Source organism: Actinopolymorpha sp. NPDC004070 (assembly GCF_040610475.1).
Lineage (GTDB): Bacteria > Actinomycetota > Actinomycetes > Propionibacteriales > Actinopolymorphaceae > Actinopolymorpha.
Genome location: NZ_JBEXMJ010000004.1, coordinates 250297 through 271297 on the forward strand (window position 1 = coordinate 250297; position 21001 = coordinate 271297).

19 protein-coding genes and 1 riboswitch are annotated in these 21001 nt (G+C 71.7%); of the genes, 8 read left to right on the forward strand and 11 right to left on the reverse strand.

Going from position 1 to position 21001, the window contains the following annotated elements; genetic code table 11:
• Window positions 1-109: 109 nt before the first annotated feature.
• Window positions 110-562 (reverse strand): SRPBCC family protein, encoded by a 453-nt coding sequence (locus tag ABZV93_RS09975; RefSeq protein WP_354933012.1) that lies wholly within the window; start codon window positions 560-562, stop codon window positions 110-112.
• A 207-nt stretch (window positions 563-769) separates the two neighbouring features.
• Window positions 770-1756, reverse strand: a complete 987-nt coding sequence (locus tag ABZV93_RS09980; protein ID WP_354933014.1) for a DUF3500 domain-containing protein — start codon at window positions 1754-1756, stop codon at window positions 770-772.
• A 239-nt stretch (window positions 1757-1995) separates the two neighbouring features.
• Here ABZV93_RS09980 and ABZV93_RS09985 point away from each other — a divergent pair, with 239 nt between their 5' ends.
• The gene (locus tag ABZV93_RS09985; RefSeq protein ID WP_354933016.1) at window positions 1996-2685 is read left to right on the forward strand and encodes a UdgX family uracil-DNA binding protein; all 690 of its coding nucleotides are present in this window, start codon (window positions 1996-1998) and stop codon (window positions 2683-2685) included.
• A 563-nt stretch (window positions 2686-3248) separates the two neighbouring features.
• Here ABZV93_RS09985 and ABZV93_RS09990 read toward each other — a convergent pair.
• The 6 genes from ABZV93_RS09990 to ABZV93_RS10015 all read right to left on the reverse strand — a co-directional run bounded on the left by ABZV93_RS09990 (window position 3249) and on the right by ABZV93_RS10015 (window position 10954).
• On the reverse strand, window positions 3249-4394 hold the full coding sequence (locus ABZV93_RS09990; RefSeq protein WP_354933018.1) for a glycosyltransferase family 4 protein: 1146 nt from the start codon (window positions 4392-4394) through the stop codon (window positions 3249-3251).
• Window positions 4395-4477: 83 nt separating this feature from the next.
• Window positions 4478-5746 (reverse strand): M48 family metallopeptidase, encoded by a 1269-nt coding sequence (locus tag ABZV93_RS09995; protein WP_354933020.1) that lies wholly within the window; start codon window positions 5744-5746, stop codon window positions 4478-4480.
• A gap of 456 nt (window positions 5747-6202) precedes the next feature.
• On the reverse strand, window positions 6203-7528 hold the full coding sequence (locus ABZV93_RS10000) for a hypothetical protein (RefSeq protein ID WP_354933022.1): 1326 nt from the start codon (window positions 7526-7528) through the stop codon (window positions 6203-6205).
• 174 nt (window positions 7529-7702) lie between these two features.
• Window positions 7703-8722, reverse strand: coding sequence for an NlpC/P60 family protein (locus ABZV93_RS10005; protein WP_354933024.1), 1020 nt, complete (start codon window positions 8720-8722; stop codon window positions 7703-7705).
• Window positions 8723-8732: 10 nt separating this feature from the next.
• Window positions 8733-8901: riboswitch (cyclic di-AMP (ydaO/yuaA leader) on the reverse strand.
• 202 nt (window positions 8902-9103) lie between these two features.
• Window positions 9104-9445 (reverse strand): hypothetical protein, encoded by a 342-nt coding sequence (locus ABZV93_RS10010; protein ID WP_354933026.1) that lies wholly within the window; start codon window positions 9443-9445, stop codon window positions 9104-9106.
• 186 nt (window positions 9446-9631) lie between these two features.
• Window positions 9632-10954: an NYN domain-containing protein gene (locus ABZV93_RS10015; protein WP_354933028.1), complete on the reverse strand. Its 1323-nt coding sequence runs from the start codon at window positions 10952-10954 to the stop codon at window positions 9632-9634.
• 362 nt (window positions 10955-11316) lie between these two features.
• Between ABZV93_RS10015 and ABZV93_RS10020 the strand changes: the two genes are divergently transcribed.
• The 3 genes from ABZV93_RS10020 to ABZV93_RS10030 all read left to right on the forward strand — a co-directional run bounded on the left by ABZV93_RS10020 (window position 11317) and on the right by ABZV93_RS10030 (window position 14265).
• Complete coding sequence (locus ABZV93_RS10020) at window positions 11317-12078, forward strand: class I SAM-dependent methyltransferase (RefSeq protein ID WP_354933030.1); 762 nt, start codon at window positions 11317-11319, stop codon at window positions 12076-12078.
• Window positions 12079-12173: 95 nt separating this feature from the next.
• Window positions 12174-13943 carry a DEDD exonuclease domain-containing protein gene (locus tag ABZV93_RS10025; protein WP_354933032.1) on the forward strand — a complete coding sequence of 590 codons (1770 nt, stop codon included), beginning with the start codon at window positions 12174-12176 and terminating at the stop codon, window positions 13941-13943.
• Between the two features lie 40 nt (window positions 13944-13983).
• The gene (locus ABZV93_RS10030) at window positions 13984-14265 is read left to right on the forward strand and encodes an Lrp/AsnC ligand binding domain-containing protein (RefSeq protein ID WP_354933034.1); all 282 of its coding nucleotides are present in this window, start codon (window positions 13984-13986) and stop codon (window positions 14263-14265) included.
• A 71-nt stretch (window positions 14266-14336) separates the two neighbouring features.
• Here the strand turns inward: ABZV93_RS10030 and trpD are convergent, their stop codons facing one another.
• The gene (trpD, locus tag ABZV93_RS10035) at window positions 14337-15380 is read right to left on the reverse strand and encodes an anthranilate phosphoribosyltransferase (protein WP_354933036.1); all 1044 of its coding nucleotides are present in this window, start codon (window positions 15378-15380) and stop codon (window positions 14337-14339) included.
• A 10-nt stretch (window positions 15381-15390) separates the two neighbouring features.
• On the reverse strand, window positions 15391-15846 hold the full coding sequence (locus ABZV93_RS10040; RefSeq protein ID WP_354933038.1) for a hypothetical protein: 456 nt from the start codon (window positions 15844-15846) through the stop codon (window positions 15391-15393).
• Window positions 15847-16066: 220 nt separating this feature from the next.
• Here ABZV93_RS10040 and ABZV93_RS10045 point away from each other — a divergent pair, with 220 nt between their 5' ends.
• The 4 genes from ABZV93_RS10045 (at window position 16067) to ABZV93_RS10060 (ending at window position 20295) form a co-directional block, all read left to right on the forward strand.
• Window positions 16067-16645 (forward strand): heme-copper oxidase subunit III, encoded by a 579-nt coding sequence (locus ABZV93_RS10045; RefSeq protein WP_354933332.1) that lies wholly within the window; start codon window positions 16067-16069, stop codon window positions 16643-16645.
• Window positions 16646-16724: 79 nt separating this feature from the next.
• Window positions 16725-17552 (forward strand): cytochrome c, encoded by an 828-nt coding sequence (locus ABZV93_RS10050; RefSeq protein WP_354933334.1) that lies wholly within the window; start codon window positions 16725-16727, stop codon window positions 17550-17552.
• Window positions 17549-18583: a Rieske 2Fe-2S domain-containing protein gene (locus ABZV93_RS10055; RefSeq protein WP_354933040.1), complete on the forward strand. Its 1035-nt coding sequence runs from the start codon at window positions 17549-17551 to the stop codon at window positions 18581-18583. Before ABZV93_RS10050 ends, ABZV93_RS10055 begins: the two co-directional genes overlap by 4 nt.
• Window positions 18580-20295 carry a ubiquinol-cytochrome c reductase cytochrome b subunit gene (locus tag ABZV93_RS10060; protein WP_354933042.1) on the forward strand — a complete coding sequence of 572 codons (1716 nt, stop codon included), beginning with the start codon at window positions 18580-18582 and terminating at the stop codon, window positions 20293-20295. Before ABZV93_RS10055 ends, ABZV93_RS10060 begins: the two co-directional genes overlap by 4 nt.
• Before the next feature lie 80 nt (window positions 20296-20375).
• Here the strand turns inward: ABZV93_RS10060 and ABZV93_RS10065 are convergent, their stop codons facing one another.
• Window positions 20376-20960 (reverse strand): TetR/AcrR family transcriptional regulator, encoded by a 585-nt coding sequence (locus tag ABZV93_RS10065; protein ID WP_354933044.1) that lies wholly within the window; start codon window positions 20958-20960, stop codon window positions 20376-20378.
• Between the last annotated feature and the right edge of the window lie 41 nt (window positions 20961-21001).

A 21001-nucleotide genomic window follows, 5' to 3' on the forward strand; every position in this document is an offset into this window, starting at 1 on the left:
TTCCGGCAGAGGTTATCGGGTCACGCACGCACCGAAACCTTCGCTGTCACCGGTCGGCCCACCAGTCGGCCCAGCTCGAGCCGGGCGACCGGAACGGCCAGTGCTTCGCTCAGGCCGGGCCCTGACCCTGCTCGACCTTCTTCTTCAGCTCCTTCAGCGCGGTGTCGATGATGACCTTCTCCGCCTTGCGCTTGATCAGGCCGATCATCGGGAACGTCACGTCGACTGCCAGCCGGTAGGTCACCTCGGTGTTGCCGCGGCCCTTGTCGCGCAGGGTGTAAGCGCCGTCCATCGCCTTGACGACCTTGCCCTCCACCAGGTTCCAGCGCACCTCGCGGTCGGCGTCCCAGCTGTAGCCGAGGGTGTACTCGTCCTTGATCGCACCGGCGTTCAGGACGAAGCGGACCCGCTCCGGCCGGCCGCTCCCCTCGTCGACGGAGAGCACCTCCGCCTCCTTCACCGCCGCCGCCCAGCTCGGATAGGACTCGAAGTCGGCGATGACGGACATGATCTGCGCCGGCTCCGCCGCGATGGTGACGCTCGAGCTCGTCTGCTCTGCCACTGTGCCCTCCGCCTGAACGCTTGGTGTCCCCGCCTTGGCAGGTTACCGAAAAGCAGGTGCCGGGTCCCGGCACCCGGCCGGGCAGGGCCCAACCGGCCACGCGCGCCGGGTTCGGTCAGTGGTCCCGGACCGGTTCGGGCACCTAGGCGACGATGCTGTCGCCGGCACCGGGAGCTCGGCCGGCTCGGCTCTGCCGGCGGCGCCGGCTCAGCGGTGCTGCTGGGCGTAGTGCGCGGCCAGCAGGTCCTCGCCCCAGTCGTTGCGCAGGTCGCGCCACACGGTGTGGATGTGGTTGGCGTCGTTCTGGGTGTTGTCGTACTCCAGCACGAACGTCGGGCCGGCCACGGCGTAGTAGTGCCGCTCGCCCACGCCCGGACGCAGTGAACCCGCCCAGCTGAAGGTGACCCGCTCCAGACCGGCCTTCTCCACGTCGTGCCAGGACGCCTCGGCCACTTCCGCGGTGGACCGGCCGAGGTAGTGCCGGACCAACGTCTCGAGGTGGCCGCGCTGAGGGTCGGTCATGTCGGCGTACGCCAGACCACGGGGAAGGCGGCCGGCGTCGGCCACCGGGTCGCGGCGGGTGAGGATGTCGTCGGGCGCCTCGGCGTCGACCACGGCCCGCGCCCGCCGGTCGGGGTCGAGCGAGGCAAGAAGCGCACGGCCGAGGTCCTCCGACTCCGGAAGGGTGCGGAGCCCGGCGTGTGGACCGGACAGCACCTTGGCCGGGTTGGCACCGAAGAACTGCGGAGTCGAGGCCACCTCGTCACCGACCACGGCGAAGTGGACGGCCAGGTGGTGGCCGTTGACCCGCCACGCCCACGGCTGGGAGCCGGCCGGGTCGCCGAGGACGCGGACCCAGAAGTACCCGGCGTCGCGCTGCTTCCACATGTCCGAACCGGCCTCGCGTTCGAGGCCGCGCAGAATGCCGTCCAGCGTCATGATCGCCCGCGCCCGGCCGCTGCCCTCGTCGCTCAGCCCCGTCGCCAGCAGTGCGGCCGCGAGGCCCCGCTGCTCCTCGGACATGTCCGCCAGGGCGAGCCCGGGCCGCGGGCCGGGCAGGTAGGTCCAGACCCGGTGGTCGTCGGTGTCGAACGGAGCGGTGGCCGCCGTCCGCTGGTCCGGTGTCAACGCGGACAGGAACGCCGTCGCCGCCGCGACCATCCGAGCTGTCGTGGCTGCCTGGGATGCGGGCATCGGTCCTCCAGTTTCGCCGGCCATGATCCGCAGGACAGACCCTAACCGGGGACGCCGACAGAGCCCGGCCCGCTCGGCCACGCTGTCCCGCATCGGCCGGGCCCGCAGGCGTTCGGCCTGGTGAGCGGACCAGTGGAAGGACGGTGGACCGGGTGATGCACGGCCCATGGACTGACTGGTGGACGGGGCCGTGGTGGATCGGCACGCTTGACCGGCACCGGGACGGGTAGTCCGTCTGGATGGCCCGGCGTACCACCCACACCGCCGCCGACCACGTTCCCGACTCCACCGACGTGACCAAGCTGCGCGCCGCCGCGAGGACCTGCCGGGGCTGTGACCTCTACCGGGACGCCACCCAGACGGTGTTCGGCGCGGGCGACCCGCATGCCAGGGTGATGCTGGTCGGCGAGCAGCCGGGTGACGTCGAGGACCGGCGCGGTGAGCCGTTCGTCGGTCCCGCGGGCGGCGTGCTCGAACGCGCGCTCGCCGACGCGGACATCGACCGGCGGCACGCGTACGTCACGAACGCGGTGAAGCACTTCAAGTTCACCCCCGCCGAGCGGGGCAAGCGGAGGTTGCACAAGACGCCGGGGCGCACCGAGATCGTCGCCTGCCGGCCGTGGCTGGTCGCCGAGCTCGCCGCCGTACGCCCGCTGGTGCTGGTCTGCCTCGGCGCGACGGCCGCGAAGGCGGTGTTCGGCCCGGACTTCCGGGTGAGCCGGCAACGCGGTCAGGTGCTGCCGCCGCCCGAAGACCTCGCGGGCACCGCCGCGGGCGAGGGTTCCGCGGACGGCTCCTCAGCGAGCGCTGCCGGGCCGGCCGTCGTCGCGACGATCCACCCGTCGGCGGTCCTGCGCTCCCGCGACCGAGACGACATGTACGCCGGGCTGGTCGACGACCTGCGGGTCGTCGCCCGAGAGCTTGCCTGACCGGCCCTGCTCTGTCGTCGACGCGGGCTCGGATCCGGCGGCCGGCTCGAAATCGGCGGCGGGCTCGATATCCGTGTCCGCCCGGGGTTCGGAGATGTCGGCCTGCTCGAGTTCGGTGGCAGCCCGCGGTTCAGCGGCCGGCGCCGGTTCGGTGGCCGGCCCGGAGCCGGCCGACGGTCCGGGCAGCGGCTGCCGGCCGACGCCCACCGTCCGGTCCGCCTCCACCTCGTCCTTGACCGCGAACATCGCCGCCTTCACCGCCACGGCGAAGTCCCGCCGCACTCGTCCCAGCCGACGGCCGGCCACCGGTCCGGCCGCCGGATCGGCTCGCAGGAACACGTGCACCACTGTGCCGTCCCGGTACGGCTCCAGCCAGAGCTCCGCGGTGCCGGTGAACTCGCCCCGGACGTACCACCGCATGCCCTCCACGCCTCGGTCGTGGTACGGCTCGAGCCGGACCGCCGGCCAGCAGGCGGACCAGAACTCCGGCGCGGTCAGCCGCCGCGCCAGCCGGTCCGGTTCGGCCACGACGAAGGTGTCGTCGGCGAGGTCCACCTGGGGCATCAGGCATCCTCGCCGGGGTATCCCAGCAGCCCCCGCAGTCGTGCCACCGACGCGTCCCAGGTCCAGCTCTCCCGGACCCACGCGCGGCCGCGCTCACCCATCGCCCGCGCGGCGGCCGGATCCCGGAGCAGCGTGACGACCTTCGACGCCACCGCCACCGGGTTGTACGGGTCCACGACGTAGCCGGTCTCCCCGTGCCGTACGGCGTCCGGCGCGCCGCCGGAGTCGCCGACCACGACCGGCAGCCCACTGGCCTGCGCCTCCAGGAACACGATCCCGAGTCCCTCCGGCTCAAGGCCGGCCAGGCGGGTGCGGCACGGCATCGCGAAGACGTCACCGGCGTCGAAGTACGGCGGGATGTCGGTCCACGGCACCGCGCCCGCGAACACGACGTTCTCGCGAACGCCGGTCTCGTCGGCCAGCCGCTCCAGGTCGGCGCGGTAGGGACCGTCGCCGACGACGAGCAGGGTCGCCCCCGGCACCTCCCGCAGCACGTGCGGCCAGGCGGTGATCAGCGTGTCCTGGCCCTTGCGTTCGGTCAACCGCGCCACGCACACCACGACCGGCCGGTCGGAGGGAAGGCCGAGCTGCTTGCGGACCACCTCCCCGCCGGTGCCCGGCCGGAACGTCTCCGTGTCCACGCCGGGAGTGAGGCGGGTCATCCGGGCCGCGTCCTCCGGAGCGAGCCCACGGGCCAGCACCGCGCGGGTGTACTCCCCCAGGTAGGTGAGCGAGTCCGTGGAACGCCCGATCCGGCGGAACAACCCGCGCGGGCCCGGCACGCGTGCCCACCACGTCTCGTGGCCGTGGGTCAGCCCCACGATCCGCTTGGCTCCGGCCCGGCGCAGCGTGGGCGCGAGCAGGCCGAGCGGCGCGGCGGCGCCGAACAGCACCCGGTCGCAGCCTTCCGAGCGCAGCACCCGGGTGGTACGCCGGGCCAGTCCCGGCGTGGGCAGCAGCGTCGACGTGCGGTCGCGGATCACCGGGAACGGCAGGGTGGCGTCGTACTCACGGCCACCGGCCATCGACGCGGTGTAGACCACCACCTCCGCCGGCGGCATCCGCTGGCACAGGGCGAGCACGAACGCCTCGATGCCTCCCTGCCGGGTCGGGAAGTCGTTCGTCACCACCAGAGTGCGGGCCACGACGACCGACCCTATCCGGCACCGGGGCGGCGGCCGGTACTCGCTCGGTTCGGCGCCCGTCGGCGTCGGATGTCATCGCGCGGTCACTCCGTCGTGGCCATCGCCGGGACGGCCGGCAGGCCCTGACGCCGCGACCAGGACCGGATCAGCGCGATCCGCTCCGGTGCGGTGGGGTGCGTGGCGTAGAAGACGTACAGCACCGGCGCGGGGGTCAGGTCGCTGCGGTTGGACACCGCGAGCCAGCGCTGCACCTCGGCGTACCCCTGCGGGTCCCTGGTGAGGTCGAGGGCGTGCACGTCCGCGCTGGCCTCGATCCGCCTGGAGATCGCGTTCTGCAGCGGCAGGCTGGCCTGCATGCCGATCGCGCTGAGGGCGATGACGAGCGCCACCACCCGCGGGTCGGCGGCCGACCCGACACCTGCCCGCCGGCGCAACCTGGCCGAGTCCAGCAACAGCGCGAGCGCGACCATCCCGGCCGCCACCCCGACCGCGCCCACCACGGTCCCGCGCAGCACGTCGTTGTGCTTGGCGTGGCCGAGTTCGTGCGCGACGATCAGCCGCACCTGGTCCGGCGTGGCGTCGGCCAGCAGGGTGTCGTAGACGACGATCCGGCGAGTGGAGCCGAACCCCGACACGTAGGCGTTCAGCCGGGTGGTGCGCCGGGACTCGTCGGCGACGAGGACGTCCTTGACGGGTACGTGGTCGCGGGCGGCCAGGTCGAGCAGGTCCGTGCGCAGCTGCCCGGCCGGCATCGGGGTGAAGTGGTTGTAGAGGGGCTCGACCAGGACGGGATACGCGAACGATCCGGCCACCACCATCCCGGCGCCGATCGCCGACCCCAGCGCCCACCACCAGCGCGGGAACCTCCGGACCAGGGCCAGCATGCCGACCAGCAGCGCGGCGGTGACCGCGAACGTCACCGCGAAGGCGATCGCGGTGTCCCCCGCCCAACCGGCGAAGCTCTGCGTGGACACCCCGCTGTCCCTGCGGACGAACTCCAGCCACAGGTCGAACGGCAGCACCAGGATCCGTACCGCCAGCGTCACCGCGAAGGTCCCCAGCACGACCCGAAGCCACCACCTTCGTACGCGGGGCAGCAGGCGGCCGGCGATCCGAGCGCCGGTCCTGGTCAGGCCGAGCCACGCCGAGACCACCAGCCCGGCCAGGCCGGTGAGGTACGCGGGAGCGCGCACCAACTGCTGGAACGCCACGCTGCTGGCGATCTCGGTCCGGTCGAAGTCCTCGGTCAGCGGCGCGGTCGACGTCGGCAGCAGCACACTCGTGCGAGCCCACGGACTCCACGGAGTGGTGAGAAGGATCAGCACGACGAGCCCGGTCAGCAGTGCCGCCAATGCGAGTATCGCCGCGCCTCTGTCAATTCCCGGTTGACACGCTGACCCACAGCCCGGTTGACATCCCGGCCGGCACCCCGCGGCTTCGGGTTGGTACTCCGGCCGATGACGGCTCGTCCGGTGACGCACGGCCACCCGGCCGTGCACGATCTCTTGTGGGCCTGAGGAATCCGGCCGAGGCGCGGACTCTCGCAGGCGCACGTTCCCCCGTCGACGCACGTTCCCCCCAACGCACGCTCCGAGCCCGGCCGGCTAGGTTCCCCCGGCCCGCGGTCTCGCCATAATCCTCACCCCGTCGTCAGCCCGCCGTCGTCGGTTCAGGTAGTTGGGTGGTTGTCAACCAGTCCTTGGCAGCCAGTTGCCGGCCGGAGGCAGCCGACCTCTGGCCGGCCACGTCAGCCAGGCCGGCCAGGCCAGCCACGTCAGCCTGGCCGGCCGGTCGTCGTCGGCCGTGCTTCAGTCGTCGTCGCTGTGGTCTCGTACGTAGGCACGCCATCCCTGCACGAACCGGTCGGAGGACGTGCCGAGCACGCGCCGATAGACGCGCTCCTGGTCGGCCTTCGTCCGGGCACCGTCCATCGCGACGTAGAAGCGCAGGAGCGTGGCCTGGTCCCAGCGGTGCACGATGTAGCGGCAGGCCGTCCACGCCGCCTCGTACGCCTCGTCCAGCGCCTTGGCTCGTGGGTCGAACTCCGCACCGCCCGGCAACCCTCCCGGCGGGCCGCGTCGGTTCACGTCGCGCAGGAACTCGTGCGCGATCACCGCGGACGGCAACCCGGACCGGTGGAAGCCGACGTAGTCGGCGAAACCCTCTGACAGCCACACCGGCACGCCGCTCACGGTGGCGTGGGCCGCGACGTGGGTCGCCTCGTGGGTGAGGACGACGAGCCGGCCGAGACTGCCGATCCGGCCGAACGTGTGCGGGTTGACCACGATGTGCGAGGCGAGAGCCGGATCGGGTCGCCCGACCGAGGTCGTCACCGCCGCCACCGCGGTCTGGGTGTGTGAACCGACCCCGATCAGGCGTTCCATCTGCTGCTGGCTGGGCGGGACCAGAACGACGACGTACCGGTCCCAGCTTCTCCCCCACACCCCCGACACCCGCTGGACCGAGAGGTCGGCGGTGTGGGCGAAGCGTCGAAGCTCGTCCCGAGGGGCGGCTCCGGCCACCATGCTGTGCTCGCCGTGCACGACGTCGATCCGTTCGGTCAGCCACAGCGGCAGCGAGGAACCGGCATCCGGCCCTTCCCGGTCACCGGCGACGTAGCTCACTCCGTCGCGGTCCACGAACGCCATCCGCAGTGTGGTCCTCCACGGCTGGGTGTCGCCGCCCGCGAGCCGGAAGGAGAGTTCGGCCGAGGCGACCCAGGCGGACGGCCCGAGCGCGGCCCGCCGGGCCGGAGCGAACGCGTGCGAGTGGACGACCGGGGTGCCGAACCGCACCTGGCGCACCCGCATCCGCTGCAGGTTGTCGAAGGTACGGGCGGCTGTCGCGGCGAACGAACGGGCCCGCGGGTCGACCGTGGCGAGGTAGGCACGCCGGTCGTCCCGGCTGATCGCGGCGGCCTGCCGGCCGAGAACTTCCTGCGCGACCGCGACACGCTGAGCGGTGAGCTGTGCGCTCCTGGCGGCCGGCGTGGGCCGGACCGTCGGGGCGGCGGCCCATTCACGCGTGGGGCCGCGGGCGTCCAGTGAGCCGACCGCGGACGGAACGGCCGCTCCGGTCACCACCGCCACGGTGGACGCGAACACCCCGGACACCAGCAGGAAGCCGGCGACCAAGGCGGAGAGGGTCCGTGCAACGAACCGTCGGCGTGGAGCGACCCGACGGCGAACCCGCTGCGCAGAGTCGCCGATCACACCCGCATCGTACGGAAAGAGCTCGCCGCCTCTCCCGCTGAAAGAGGAGAGGCGGCGAGTGGACAGCTTTGTGCCGTACGAGGATTCCGCGGGACCCTATCCGGGTCGCACCGCTCCGGCGTACGGCATGTATCGCATCTGGATGTACTCGACGCTCTTGCCCGGGCGGGGCGCGTGCAGAACCATGCCGTTTCCGGCGTACAGGCCGATGTGGTGCCTGTCGGAGTAGAAGAGCACGAGGTCACCGGGCCGCAACTGCGAACGGGACACCTTGGCCGACATGGCGTACTGCGACCTGGAGGAGTGCGGAAGGGACACCCCCGCCTGCCGCCAGGCCATCATCGTCAGACCGGAGCAATCCCAGGTGCTCGGACCGGAGGCGCCGAAGACGTAGGGCTCACCCAACTGGGCACGGGCGAACGCCAGGGCGGTGGCACCCCGGCCGCTGCCGGACGGAAGCGGGATGCGCTCCTGCCCTCGCGAGGACCGGACCGCCGCCTGCTCGCGGGCCTGCACCCGGCGCCGTTCGGCGGCGGTGAGGCGGCTGAGCACGGACTTGGCCTTGGCGGCGTTGGCGTCGGCCTGCTTCTTCCGGGCCTTCGCGGCGTCACGGGCGTCGCGGAGGCGGTTCAGCTCCGCCTGCCTGGCCGCCTTCTGCTCGGACAGACGCTTCTGCTCGGACTGGAGCTGGCGGAGGAGGTCACCCTGCTGGCCCGCGAACGCCTCCGCGGTGCTCATCTGCGCGATGTACTCCTTGGGGTCCTTCGCGACCAGAAGCTGCACCGTGCTGTCGACGGCACCCGCGCGGTATTCTGCGGCGGCGTACTGGCCGATCTGGCCACGCAGTGCGTCCAGGCCCTTCTGCCGCCGGGCCACGTCGACGTCGAGCTTGCCGAGGCGGCGGCCGATGTCCCTGGTCTGGTCGTTCAGCTCGTTGGCCTGCTCGGCGGCCTTCTCCGCCTGCGCGTACAGGTCGTCGACCTGCTTGCGAACCTGGCCGATGTCGCGGCGGGGCTCGGCGTAACTGGCCCCGGGAACCGCGGCGACGAGCGCGACGGCGGCGGTGCCGACGGCGAGCAGCGCGCGCCCGGGTGGGCAGGTGCGGCGATTGGACATCGGGCGGTGAGCCCCTTCTCCTCGGACGCCTACCGGGTCAGCTGACGGGTTCGGGCCGGGAAGTCGCCCTACGGTGGCCCGCCGGTCAACGTGGACCGCCAGGGCCGCCGATTCACCCCGGAAACCTGGGTCCCCGGCTCTCCTCCGGGTGGCCGGTGGAGACTAAGCGGGTGCCCGCGCCGGCTGGGTAGCCGACTTACGCAGAACGGACACTTCGGGCGGCACTGTAGTGACCGCGCCCGAGACTTTTCAAATCCGACCGACGTCGTGCGCGCACATATCACCGAAACAGGTGCCGCTGTCCCGGGTCACGCCGACACGCGGCCGTCGCCGATCGTGGCGACTTCCACACTCCCCGCTCCCGGTGGTGTCCCGGACCGGTCACCGGGCGGCCGACATGCCGTTCCGGTGCGGCGTCTCCGGCTCCGCGAGCCACGGCGGGTGGTCGGGTGACCAGAGGCCGGATTCGGCCAGCACCCGCAATGCCTTCCGGTCCGCGTCGTCGAGCTCGAACCCCACTTCGCCGAACTCCGGCGGGGTCACTCCCGACGCCTCCAGCCACGCCGCGTCGACCGCGACCGGCTCCACCTGCGCCGGCGCGGGCCCGACGGGCTCGACGCCCACCGGCTCGATCGACGCGGGTGGCGCACCGAGAACGACCGCGACCACGCAGTCCTCACAGTGACGCTCCCGCACCGCGCAGCGATCGCACTGGATCCGCATGCTGCCCTCCGTCCGTCTCCTCGGCGGCCGTTCGCCCGGCACCTGGTGGCGCCTGTCTCGCGTCCGGCATCGCCGTTGCCGAAAACGTTAGACATGACCACCGACAGTGCCCTCGGACCAGAGTGGGGACGGTTCGCGCGGGACAGCTCGGATCGGCCCGGGGTGAGCCTCGAAACGATGCCGCGGTCAGCGCGCCAGCAGACGCACCAGCGCGTCGGAGGCGATCGGCCGGGCGCCGGAGCGGCGTACCCCGTCCGCGATCTCACGGTCGCTGGAGACGACCACCACCGGACGGCCCTCGGGCTCGGCCGCGACCAGCTGGCGGATCACGTCGTCGGCGCTGATCCCGGCCGGGCTGAACCGGACACGCACACCTCTCGGTGTGTTCAGCGGCGGCGGCACGGCGAGCTTCGCCCCGTCGAAGACGCAGGTCACCTCGGCGCCGGTCCGAGCGGCCACGCCGCCCAGCGCGGTCACCAGGCGGGTGCGCTGAGTCTCCAGCGGAAGGGTCGGCCAGGCCGTCTTGGTCACGTTGTAGCCGTCCACGACCAGGTGGACCTGCGGCACGGTGAGCAGCGTCTCCAGCGGTATGACGCCCTCCGGACCGGACGGCAGCCCACCGACGGCAGCTTCCCTCGCCGGCACCGAGTCGGCCGGCCGTGACTGGGTGGGCGGCAGTGCGAGCTCGCGCCGCAGCCCCTGGGCGGCGTCCACCAGCGTGTCCAGCAGCAGCCGCAACCGGACGCTCGCCAGGTCCCGGCCCTCCCTCGCGGAGCGGCGGTTCACCTCGATGGCGGCTTCCGCGTCCGCGATGCGCGTTCGCAGCCGGCGCAGCTCGGCGTCCGCACGGGCGGTGTCGGCCGCCGCCTCCTCCCTGGCCCGGGCGGCCAGCTCCGCCTGCCGGGCCGCCTCCTCCTCCGCCGCCCGTGCCCGCTCCCGGGCCTGGCGCAGCGTCCGCCGCAGGGTGGCGTTCTCCTCCTTCAGCGCGGCGAGCTCGTGCCGGCGGCGATCGCGTTCCTGGCGTACTCCGGCGCGCGCCTCGGCCACCTGCTCCCGCAACCGGGTGAGCGACTCCGACTCGCGCTCACCGGCCAGCGTGGCGGTCTCGCGTTCGAGCTGGTCGAGCACCTCGCCGACGACGACCTCCCAGCCCAGTGGCCGCAGGACGTACGCCGTGGCGGCGACGTCCATCGGATCGACCGCGGACGGCCGGCGCCCCTCGGCGACCGCCGCGGCGAGATCGGGCACGAGGTTCCGGATGCGGTCGGCCACGCGGGCACGGAAGTCCGCGTCGGCGTCGACGGCGGCCGCGATGGGGATGGCCGCCAGCCGGGCGCGCCGGCCCGGAGCGAACCGGGCGAACGGCCGCAGCGCGGACGGCACCTCGTCGGCGGCCAGCTCGCCGAGGGTGTCCGAGGCCATCCCGACGACGCGCTGGCGCACCGGTTCGGGCAGCGGCCGGCCGAGGTCGTCGGGCGGGTCCTGCGGCGCCGCTGCTCCGTTGCTCACGGCTGCGAGCGTATCGGCGCACCGGCTCGCTCGGGCGCAACTCCCGCCGCGGCCCCCGGCCGGAACACGTCGGTGGAGAATGCCCGGCATGCGACGTCTGCCACACGGTTACACCAACCGCACCGTCGGCGACGGTGCGGTGGTGGTCAAGGGCGTTCAGCACCCGATGGGAACCCGGCGGCGAAGGAGCGCGGCAGTGGGCCCGGCGCGCGGCCGCGACCGTGGCCTGGTCCGAATGAGAGCGCAGCGTGACGCCCGGAGGGCGACAGACGCTGGATGAGACGCTGAGCCGGACGCCCGGGCAGGCGCACACGGCGAGGTGGCGCCGAACGCCCGACCGAAGCGTGGTTAACTTCGCCAGCGTGACGACGAAGGACCGCGAGAACCTCCTCTACCAGCTGCGATACGCCCTGCGAAACCCGGCGAAAGTACCGCCTTACGCCCGGCGGCTCGCCCGGGACACGGTGCTGCGTCTTCGCAACCGCGACCACGTGGACTACTACCGGGCGGTGATGAAGTCCGACGCGTCCCGCAGCGCCGAGGCCGCGGTGGGCAGCAAGTCGCACGCACGCTGGCTGGCCCTGGGCCGGATGCAGTTCGACTACCTCGTCGAGCACGGTCTGAAGCCCGGCCACCGGATGCTCGAGATCGGCTGCGGAAACCTCCGCGCCGGACGGTTGTTCATCGATCACCTCGACGCCGGCAACTACTACGGGATCGACATCTCTCCCGACATCCTGATCGCCGCCCAGCTGACGCTGGTCGAGGACGGCCTGCAGGCCAAGCTCCCGCACCTCACACCGGTGCGCGACCTGAGGTTCGAGTTCCTTCCGGACGCGTACTTCGACGTGGTGCACGCGCACAGCGTCTTCTCCCACTCCCCGCTCCCGGTGATCGAGGAGTGTTTCGCCCACGTCGGGCGCGTCCTCGCCCCCAGCGGGTTCTTCGACTTCACCTTCGACCGCACCGAGGGACGAGAGCACCAGGTGCTGCGCGAGGACTTCTACTACCGCACCGAGACCCTCTTGCAGCTCGCCCAGCGGCACGGCCTGCGCGGAGAGTTCATGGCCGACTGGGAGAAGCGGCCGCACGGCCAGTCGAAGATCCGCCTGCGGCGCGCCTGACCGCCTGACCCGCGTTCGGTCCGCCACGGGCGAGGACCGGACCCCAGGCGCGCCGTTTCGGCCGGTTGTCGGTGGCCGCCCGTAGCGTCTGGCCCATGACCGTCGCGGAACCCTCCCTGCCCGTCCAGGCGAGCTTCGACGAGCTCGGCACCCCTTTGCGGGACGTGACCTTCTGTGTGGTCGACCTGGAGACCACCGGGAGTTCGCCGCAGCAGGCCGGGATCACCGAGATCGGTGCGGTGAAGGTCCGGGCGGGCGAGGTGCTCGGCGAGTTCCAGACGCTGGTCAACCCGGGCTCGGCGATCCCGCCGTTCATCGCCGTGCTCACCGGCATCACCGACTCGATGGTGGCCTCCGCCCCACCTCTCGGTGCCGCGCTGCCGGCGTTCCTGGAGTTCGCGCACGGCTGCGTGCTCGTGGCGCACAACGCGCCCTTCGACGTGGGATTCCTCCGGGCCGCCGCGCAGGAGCACGGCCGGCCCTGGCCGTCGTTCGAGGTCCTGGACACCGCCCGGCTGGCCCGTCGGGTCCTCACCCGCGACGACGCACCCAACTGCAAGCTCGCCACCCTTGCACGCTTCTTCCGTTCCGGCACCGTTCCCCAGCACCGTGCCCTCGGCGACGCCCGGGCGACCGTCGACGTCCTGCACGGGCTGTTCGAGCGTCTCGGCCCGCTGGGCGTGCACTCACTGGAGGAGCTGGCCGCGTTCAGCTCGCGGGTCTCCCCCGCCCAGCGCCGCAAACGCCACCTCGCCGACCAGCTGCCACACGCGCCCGGGGTCTACGTCTTCACCGACGACCGCGGCCGGGTGCTCTACGTCGGCAAGTCCAAGGACCTCCGCACCCGGGTGCGCACCTACTTCACGGCGTCGGAGACCCGTTCGCGGATGGGCGAGATGGTGAGCCTCGCGGCGAAGGTGACCGGCATCGAGTGCGCCACCCCGCTGGAGGCGGAGGTACGCGAGCTGCGCCTCATCGCCGCGCACAAGCCGCGGTACAACCGCCGGTCCAGATTCCCCGAGCGCGCGACCTGGCTCAAGATCACGGTGGAGCCGTTCCCGCGGCTGTCGCTGGTCCGCGAGGTGAAGGCCGACGCGGCGACCTATCTCGGTCCGTTCGGCTCGCGGCGGGTGGCAGAGCGGGCCGTCGCCGCGATCCACGAGGCGTTCCCCATCCGGCAGTGCACCCAGCGGCTCTCCCGCACCCCGCGCGCCGGCTCCGCGTGCGTGCTGGCCGAGATGGACCGGTGCGTGGCACCCTGCGTCGGCGCGGTCGACGTGCAGACGTACGCCACCCACGTCGACGCGATCCGGCATGCCGTCGCCGCCGACCCCACCCCGGTGATCGCGGCGGCCACCCGCCGGATCGGCCGGCTGGCGGCAGAGTCGAGGTTCGAGGAGGCGAGCGTCCACCGCGACCGGATGGCCGCGTTCGTCCGCGCCGCGGCACGCTTCCAGCGGATGAGCGCCCTGGCCCGCTGTCCCGAGCTGGTCGCCGCGAAACGCACCGACCAAGGCGGCTGGGAGGCACACGTCGTGCGGTACGGCCGGCTGGCCGCCGCCGGCGTCGTTCCCCGCGGCATGCCCGCACGCGCCGGGGTGGACGAGATCGTTGCCACCGCGGAGACGGTCGAGCCGCCACCGCCGCCCACGCCGGCCGCCACCGCCGAGGAGACCGAGCGGATCCTCGCCTGGCTGGAGCAACCGGGCGTACGCCTGGTCGAGCTGGCCGGTGAGTGGAGCTGCCCGGTCGGCGGCGCCCAGGCGCACACCGAGTGGCTGGACACCGCGTACGCCGCCCGTGACGACGTCGTACCCTGCCAGGACCGCAGGCGCCTGCGGCCGACCCACCGGCCGGCCCGATGAGGTGCCCGACCCCCATCACCCCAGGCGCCGAGGAGGCACCTTGATCACCGCCATCGTGTTCGTCCAGGCAGATGTCGCGCGCATCCCGGAGGTGGCCCAGGAGATCGCCCAGCTCGACGGCGTGAGCGAGGTCTACTCCGTCACCGGTGACATCGACCTGATCGCGCTGGTCCGCGTCCGCGAGCACGACCAGGTGGCCGACGTCGTGGCCGACCGGCTCAACAAGGTGCCGGGCGTGCTGTCCACCGAGACCCACATCGCGTTCCGGGCCTACTCCCAGCACGACCTGGAGGCCGCGTTCAGCCTGGGGATCCCCGAGTAGGACCCAGCGGCCGGGGGCCGTCCAACCCGACCCGAACGGCCGGCCGAGTGGCCGGCCGTCCAGGACATGCCCTAACTGCGGGCCGCGGCCACCCAGCGCTTGAGGGTCGCCTCGGCCCGGCCCTCGTCCACCGAGTCGACGGCGCGCGCGTAGCCCGCGCGAATCCGGTCCAGCAGCGGCTCGGGTGACGGCTCGTGCACGGCGAGCGCGGCGGCGGCGTTCAGCAGCACCGCGTCCCGCACCGGCCCGCGTTCGCCCGCGAGCACCCGCCGGCAGACGTCTGTGTTGAACGTCACGTCACCGCCGCGCAGGGCATCCGCCGGCGCCGGGTCGATACCGAGCTCGGCAGGGTCCAGCTTCTCCTCGCTCACCACGCCGTCCCCCACGACCCACACCGACGAGGTGGTCGTGGTTGTGAGCTCGTCCAGCCCGTCGTCGCCGCGGAAGACGAAGGCGTCGACGCCGCGCGCGGCGAACACGCCGGCGACGATCCGCGCCATCCGTGGATCGGCCACCCCCACCGCCTGGGCGCCCGGCCGGGCGGGGTTGGACAGCGGCCCGAGGATGTTGAACGTCGTGGGTACACCGAGCTCGCGCCGGGTCTGCGCGGCGTGGCGCATGGCGGCGTGGAAGTGCGGGGCGAAGCAGAACGTGATGCCCACCTCCGCGGCTATCTCCGCGACCCGGGCGGGCGGCAGGTCCAGCGGGATGCCGAGGGACTCCAGCAGGTCGGCCGCACCGCACAGGGACGAGGCGCTGCGGCTGCCGTGCTTGGCCACCCGGGCGCCTGCGCCGGCGGCGACCAGTGCGGCCATGGTGGAGATGTTGACCGTGTGCGCGCCGTCCCCGCCGGTACCCACCACGTCGACCGCGCGGCCGGGCACGTCGATCGTGCGGGCGTGGGCGTACATCGCACCGACCATGCCGTCCACCTCGTCGACGGTCTCCCCCTTCAGGCGCAGTGCCACGGCGAAACCCGCCACCTGCACCGGGGTGATCTGGCCGTCGAGGATCTCGCCCATCGCCCAGGACGCCTGCTCGCTGGTGAGGTCCTCTCCGCGCAGGAGCAGGCCGAGAAGTCGCGGCCAGGTCAGGGCCGGCTGCTGCTGCGCCATGACGGGCGGCTCATCGCCCGGAGGTGGCGGCCAGGCGCTGCCGGGCGAGGGCCACCGTGGCCCGGCACAGGGCGATCGGGTCGATGGGGTACGGCACCGCCGCCTCGGCTCGCGACCAGGTGGCCAGCCATGCGTCCTGGACCCGGCCGGTGAGCACCAGGATCGGTGGGCAGTTGAAGATCTCGTCCTTGAGCTGGCGGGCGATGCCCATGCCGCCGGCGGGGACCGCCTCCCCGTCGAGGATCACCACGTCGATGCCGCCGGCGTCGAGCGCCTTGAGGACGGCGTACTGCGTGGCGCACTCGACGAACTCCACCGGGGGGAGATCGCGCTCGGGCCGCTTGCCGATGCCGAACCTCACCTTGTCGCGGGTGGTCCGGTCGTCGGAGTAGACGAGGATCCGGAGGGAACCCGGGGGCGAGCCGGCGTTCGAACCGGACTGGGACGCGGTGGCTTCAGCGCTCATCGGGGTGTCCTCGGCGAGAGTTCGTCACTGGCGGGGGCGTCGGTGAAGACGCCTGTCGGCGTACGGCGGTGATGTTACCCGGCTCGCCGTCACGCGCCCGACCCGCGGGCGCCCGGGGGTCGCCCGAAGGCGGCGGGGATCGACCGACATAATGGCGCACGTGGCGACAGCAACCATAGAACCCACCGCGCGCTTCCACGGCCACCCGAACCGCCCCTCGATGGTCAGTGTCGGGACGATCGTGTGGCTGGCGAGCGAGCTGATGTTCTTCGCCGCGCTCTTCGCGGCATATTTCACGATTCGGGCAGTTTCGCCGGACCTGTGGGCGCAGGAGACGGCGAAGCTCAACGTCCCCTTCGCCTTCGTCAACACGACGGTGCTGGTGCTGTCGTCGGTGACCTGCCAGATGGGCGTCTTCGCTGCCGAACGCGGCCAGGTGGGGCGCGCCAGCGGCATCCTGAACCCCGCGAAGTGGGGCCTGCGGGAGTGGTTCGTCCTTACCTATCTCATGGGTGCGTTCTTCATCGGCGGCCAGACCTACGAGTACGCCGAGCTGATCCACGAGGGCGTCTCGATCTCCTCCACCGCCTACGGCTCGGTGTTCTACCTCACCACCGGCTTCCACGGACTCCACGTGACAGGCGGCCTGATCGCCTTCCTCCTGGTCCTCGGTCGCACGTTCATGACGAAGCGGTTCACGCACGAGCAGGCGGTGAGCGCCATCGTGGTGTCGTACTACTGGCACTTCGTCGACGTCGTGTGGATCGGACTGTTCGCGACCATCTATCTCATCAAGTAGGACGGAGCTGGAAGACGTGCCTTTCGGCGTCCGGGGTCGCCCCCGGTTCCAGACGGTCGGGTTCCGGACTCGTCCCCGGCTGAGCACCATCCTGAGCGCGCGACGGCGCAACCGGTTCGCCGGCCTGGTCGTCGTCGCCCTGGCGTTGACGGTCTTCGGCGGTGTCTACGCCGTCGCATCCCCTTCGTCGAAGGCGTCCGCCGACGCCGCCCAGTCGACGCAGGTCGAGCAGGGCCGCAAGCTGTTCGCGGTGAGCTGCTCCTCCTGCCACGGTACGAACGCGGCGGGTACCAACGCGGGTCCCCCGCTGATCGGGGTCGGCGCCGCGGCGGTCGACTTCCAGGTCGCCACCGGGCGGATGCCGGCACAGCAGCCGGGTGCCCAGATCCCCAAGAAGCCCGTCGCCTTCAGCGACGAGGAGACCGCCGCGCTGGCGGCCTACGTCGCCTCGCTCGGCCCCGGCCCGTCGGTGCCCTCCAAGCAGGATCTCGACACCTCCGACCTCAGCGACGCCGAGATCGCCCAGGGCGGTGAGCTGTTCCGCACCAACTGCGCCTCCTGCCACAACGTGGCCGGCAAGGGCGGGGCGCTCACCCACGGCAAGTACGCGCCCAACCTCGACGGCACCTCGGACCGGCACATCTACGAGGCGATGTTGACCGGCCCGCAGAACATGCCCGTGTTCTCCGACCAGGTGATCACCCCGAAGAACAAGCGGCAGATCATCGCCTACCTCGACGAACTGAAGCACCAGCCGACCCAGGGAGGGTTCGGCCTCGGCGGGCTGGGCCCGGTGAGCGAGGGCGTCGCCGCCTGGCTCGTCGGTCTCGCCGCCTGCGTCGTTCTCGCGGTGTGGATCGCGGCGAAGACCGCACGGACCAACGGAAAGGGAGCACAGGGCAAATGAGCGACGAGACCTCTCGTGGCGAGGTTCCCGTCCCGGCCGGCCCCACCGGCACCGGGCACGAGGACCCGGTGCCCAACCCCGGTCTGCCGACGCACGAGCCGCGTCCCACCGACGTCGACGAGCGCGCCGCCAAGCGGGCCGAGCGCCAGGTCGCCACGATGTTCGGGCTGGCCACGCTGCTGACGCTCGGTTTCGTGGTCGCCTACTTCGCCATCCCCACCGACGCGAGCTTCCTCGGCTTCGGTGCGTCCAACTTCATCATGGGCTGCGCGCTCGGTCTCGCTCTGCTGCTGATCGGGATCGGTGCGGTCCAGTGGGCCCGCAAGCTGATGTCCGACACCGAGATGGTCGAGGAACGCCACCCGGCCAGGTCGACCGACGAGGAACGCGCCGAGGCCATCGCGACCGTCCGGCAGGGCGCCGAAGAAAGCGGGATCGGCCGTCGCAAGCTGATCCGCAACTCCCTCATCGGCGCGCTGGCAGCCCTCGGCCTGCCGGTGATCGTGCTGTTGCGTGACCTCGGGCCGCTGCCCGGCAACTCCTCCGCGCACACGATCTGGCGTCGCGGCACCCGGCTCGCCAACGACGTGACGTTCGAGCCGATCAAGGCCGAGGACCTCGAGCTCGGTCAGTTGGTCAACGGTGTGCCGATCACGCTGGAGGACGTGCCCGAGGGCGCCGAACGCCAGGACGCCCGGGCGAAGTCGTCGATCATCATCGTCCGGATGAAGGAGAACGACATCCACGCGCTGCCGAACCGCCGCAACTGGGGCGTTTCCGGCATCCTGTGCTACTCCAAGGTGTGCACCCACGTCGGCTGCCCGGTTAACCTGTGGGAACAGCAGACACACCACGTCCTCTGCCCCTGCCACCAGTCGACGTTCAACCTCGCCGACAATGGAAGGGTCGTCTTCGGGCCGGCTGCGCGGTCGCTGCCACAGTTGCCGATCATGGTCGACTCCGAGGGATACCTGGTCGCCCAGAGCGACTTTCATGAGCCCGTCGGACCGAGTTACTGGGAGCGCGGATGAGCAGCGCGACACCACACCCCCTCGGCAAGCCCCTGGAGTTCCTCGACGATCGCATCGGCCTGGCCAAGCTCGTCAAGAAGAACATCCGCAAGGTCTTCCCCGACCACTGGTCGTTCCTGCTCGGTGAGATCGCGCTCTACAGCTTCATCATCCTGCTGCTGTCGGGCACCTTCCTGACGTTGTGGTTCAAGCCGAGCATGCAGGAGGTCGTCTACAGCGGCCCCTACCTGCCGCTGCGCGGCGTCCACATGTCCGAGGCGTTCTCCTCCACGCTGCACATCTCGTTCGGCGTCCGCGGTGGTCTGCTGATGCGGCAGATCCACCACTGGTCGGCGATGCTGTTCATCGGCGCGATGACGCTGCACATGCTCCGGACCTTCTTCACCGGCGCGTTCCGCAAGCCGCGCGAGCTCAACTGGCTGCTCGGGACCATCCTGCTGCAGCTGGGTCTGGTCGAGGGCTTCACCGGCTACTCCCTCCCCGACGACCTGCTCTCCGGCACCGGTCTGCGGTTCATCGAGGGTCTGCTGCGGGCGTTCCCGGTGGTCGGCACCTACCTGTCGTACTTCGTGTTCGGCGGTGCGTTCCCGGGTGACGTGGTGATTCCACGCCTGTATCCGGTGCACATCCTGCTGCTGCCGGGAGTCATCCTGGCGCTGATCACCGCACACCTGGCGCTGGTCGTCTACCACAAGCACACGCAGTTCCCGGGCCCGGGACGGACCAACCAGAACGTCGTCGGCTACCCGCTGCTGCCGGTGTACATGGCCAAGGCCGGCGGCTTCTTCTTCATCGTCTTCGGCGTCACCGCCCTGATGGGCGCGCTGTTCCAGCTGAACCCGGTCTGGGTGTACGGCCCGTACAACCCGTCCCAGGTCGGTGCCGGTACCCAGCCCGACTGGTACATGGGGTGGGTCGAGGGCGGACTGCGCATCATGCCCAACTGGGAAACCCACATCGCGGGCTTCACCATCAGCTGGAACATCTTCATCCCGGGCTTCGGCCTGCTCGGGCTGATGGCCGTCGTCCTCGCGCTCTACCCGTTCATCGAGTCCTGGGTGACCGGTGACCGGCGCGAGCACCACCTGCTGGACCGGCCCCGCAACCAGCCGGTGCGGACCGCGTTCGGTGTGGCCGGGATGACGTTCTACGGCCTGCTGTGGATCGGCGGAGGCAACGACATCCTCGCCACCACGTTCCACCTGTCGATCAACGCCATCACCTGGTTCCTCCGCTTCGCAATCTTCATCGGCCCGGTGATCGCGTTCCTGATCACCAAGCGGATCTGCATCGGCCTGCAGCGCGCGGACCGGGACCGGCTGCTCCACGGCCGGGAAACCGGCATCGTCATGCGGGCCCCCAACGGCGAGGTCAGCGAGATCCACGCTCCCCTCGACCCGGAGGAGGCCTGGGCGATCGCCAGCCACGACCGCCAGGAGCCCCTGGAGGTCGGTTCGGGAGTGGACGCCCACGGTGTGGCAGACCCCCACTTCCGGCGGCGGAAGCTGCGGGCACGTGCGTCCCGCTTCTACTTCAGCGACCAACTGCAGGTGCCGACGAAGGCCGAGCTGGAGGCCGCTCACGGCAACGGCCACGGCCACGAACTCGCCAACGGCAACGGCCATGCCCGCGAGCTGGCCGAGGGCAACGGCCACGGCGAGGGCACGAAGCAGGTCGGCGCCGGCGGCGGGAGCACCCGCTCCGAGCACTGAGACGGGAACCCCGCCCAACCCGCATCTGTGCCGCGGTCCACCACTTGATGGCCGCGGCACAGTGCTGTCCGGGACAGACCTCAGGAAGTTCGTACGGCGTCGGCGAGGACACCTGCCACGAACTTCCGTACGGCTTCCGTGGTCGGCGCGCCTGCCTCGCGGTCCGCGAACAGCAGGTGCCCTCCCCCGACCACCGACAGACCGAGGGAGTCGATGTCGGCGTCGGCCACGATGCGGCCCCGCGCGCGCTCCTCGGCCAGGTAGGCGGCGACGGCATTCGTGACCTGCGCAAGGATCCCGACTCCCCCACCGGGCCTGGCCTCCCGCAGCCGGGCGCGCAGCCCGTCCCGGAAGGTGATCAACGGAATGATCGCCATCGGCACCGGCCCGAACAGGCCGATCAGGGCACCGGTGAGATTGTCGGTCACGGCTCCGCTGCCCGCGGACTCCAGCAGGGCGTTCGCCTGCCTCTCCAACTGCGCGGCCCGGTCCAGCACCAGCTCGGCGAGGAAGGCGTCCAGGTCGCTGAAGTGCCGGTGCAGGACCCCCTTGGCGCAACCAGCTTCGTCGGTAACCGCCCGGGTGGTCAGCCCGCTGGGCCCGTCCCGCAGCAGCACGCGTTCGGCGGCGTCGAACAGCTGCTGCCGTGCGTCACGAAGATGCACCCCGGTCGGCACTCGTCGTCCCCCCTCCCTGCAACTCGCCC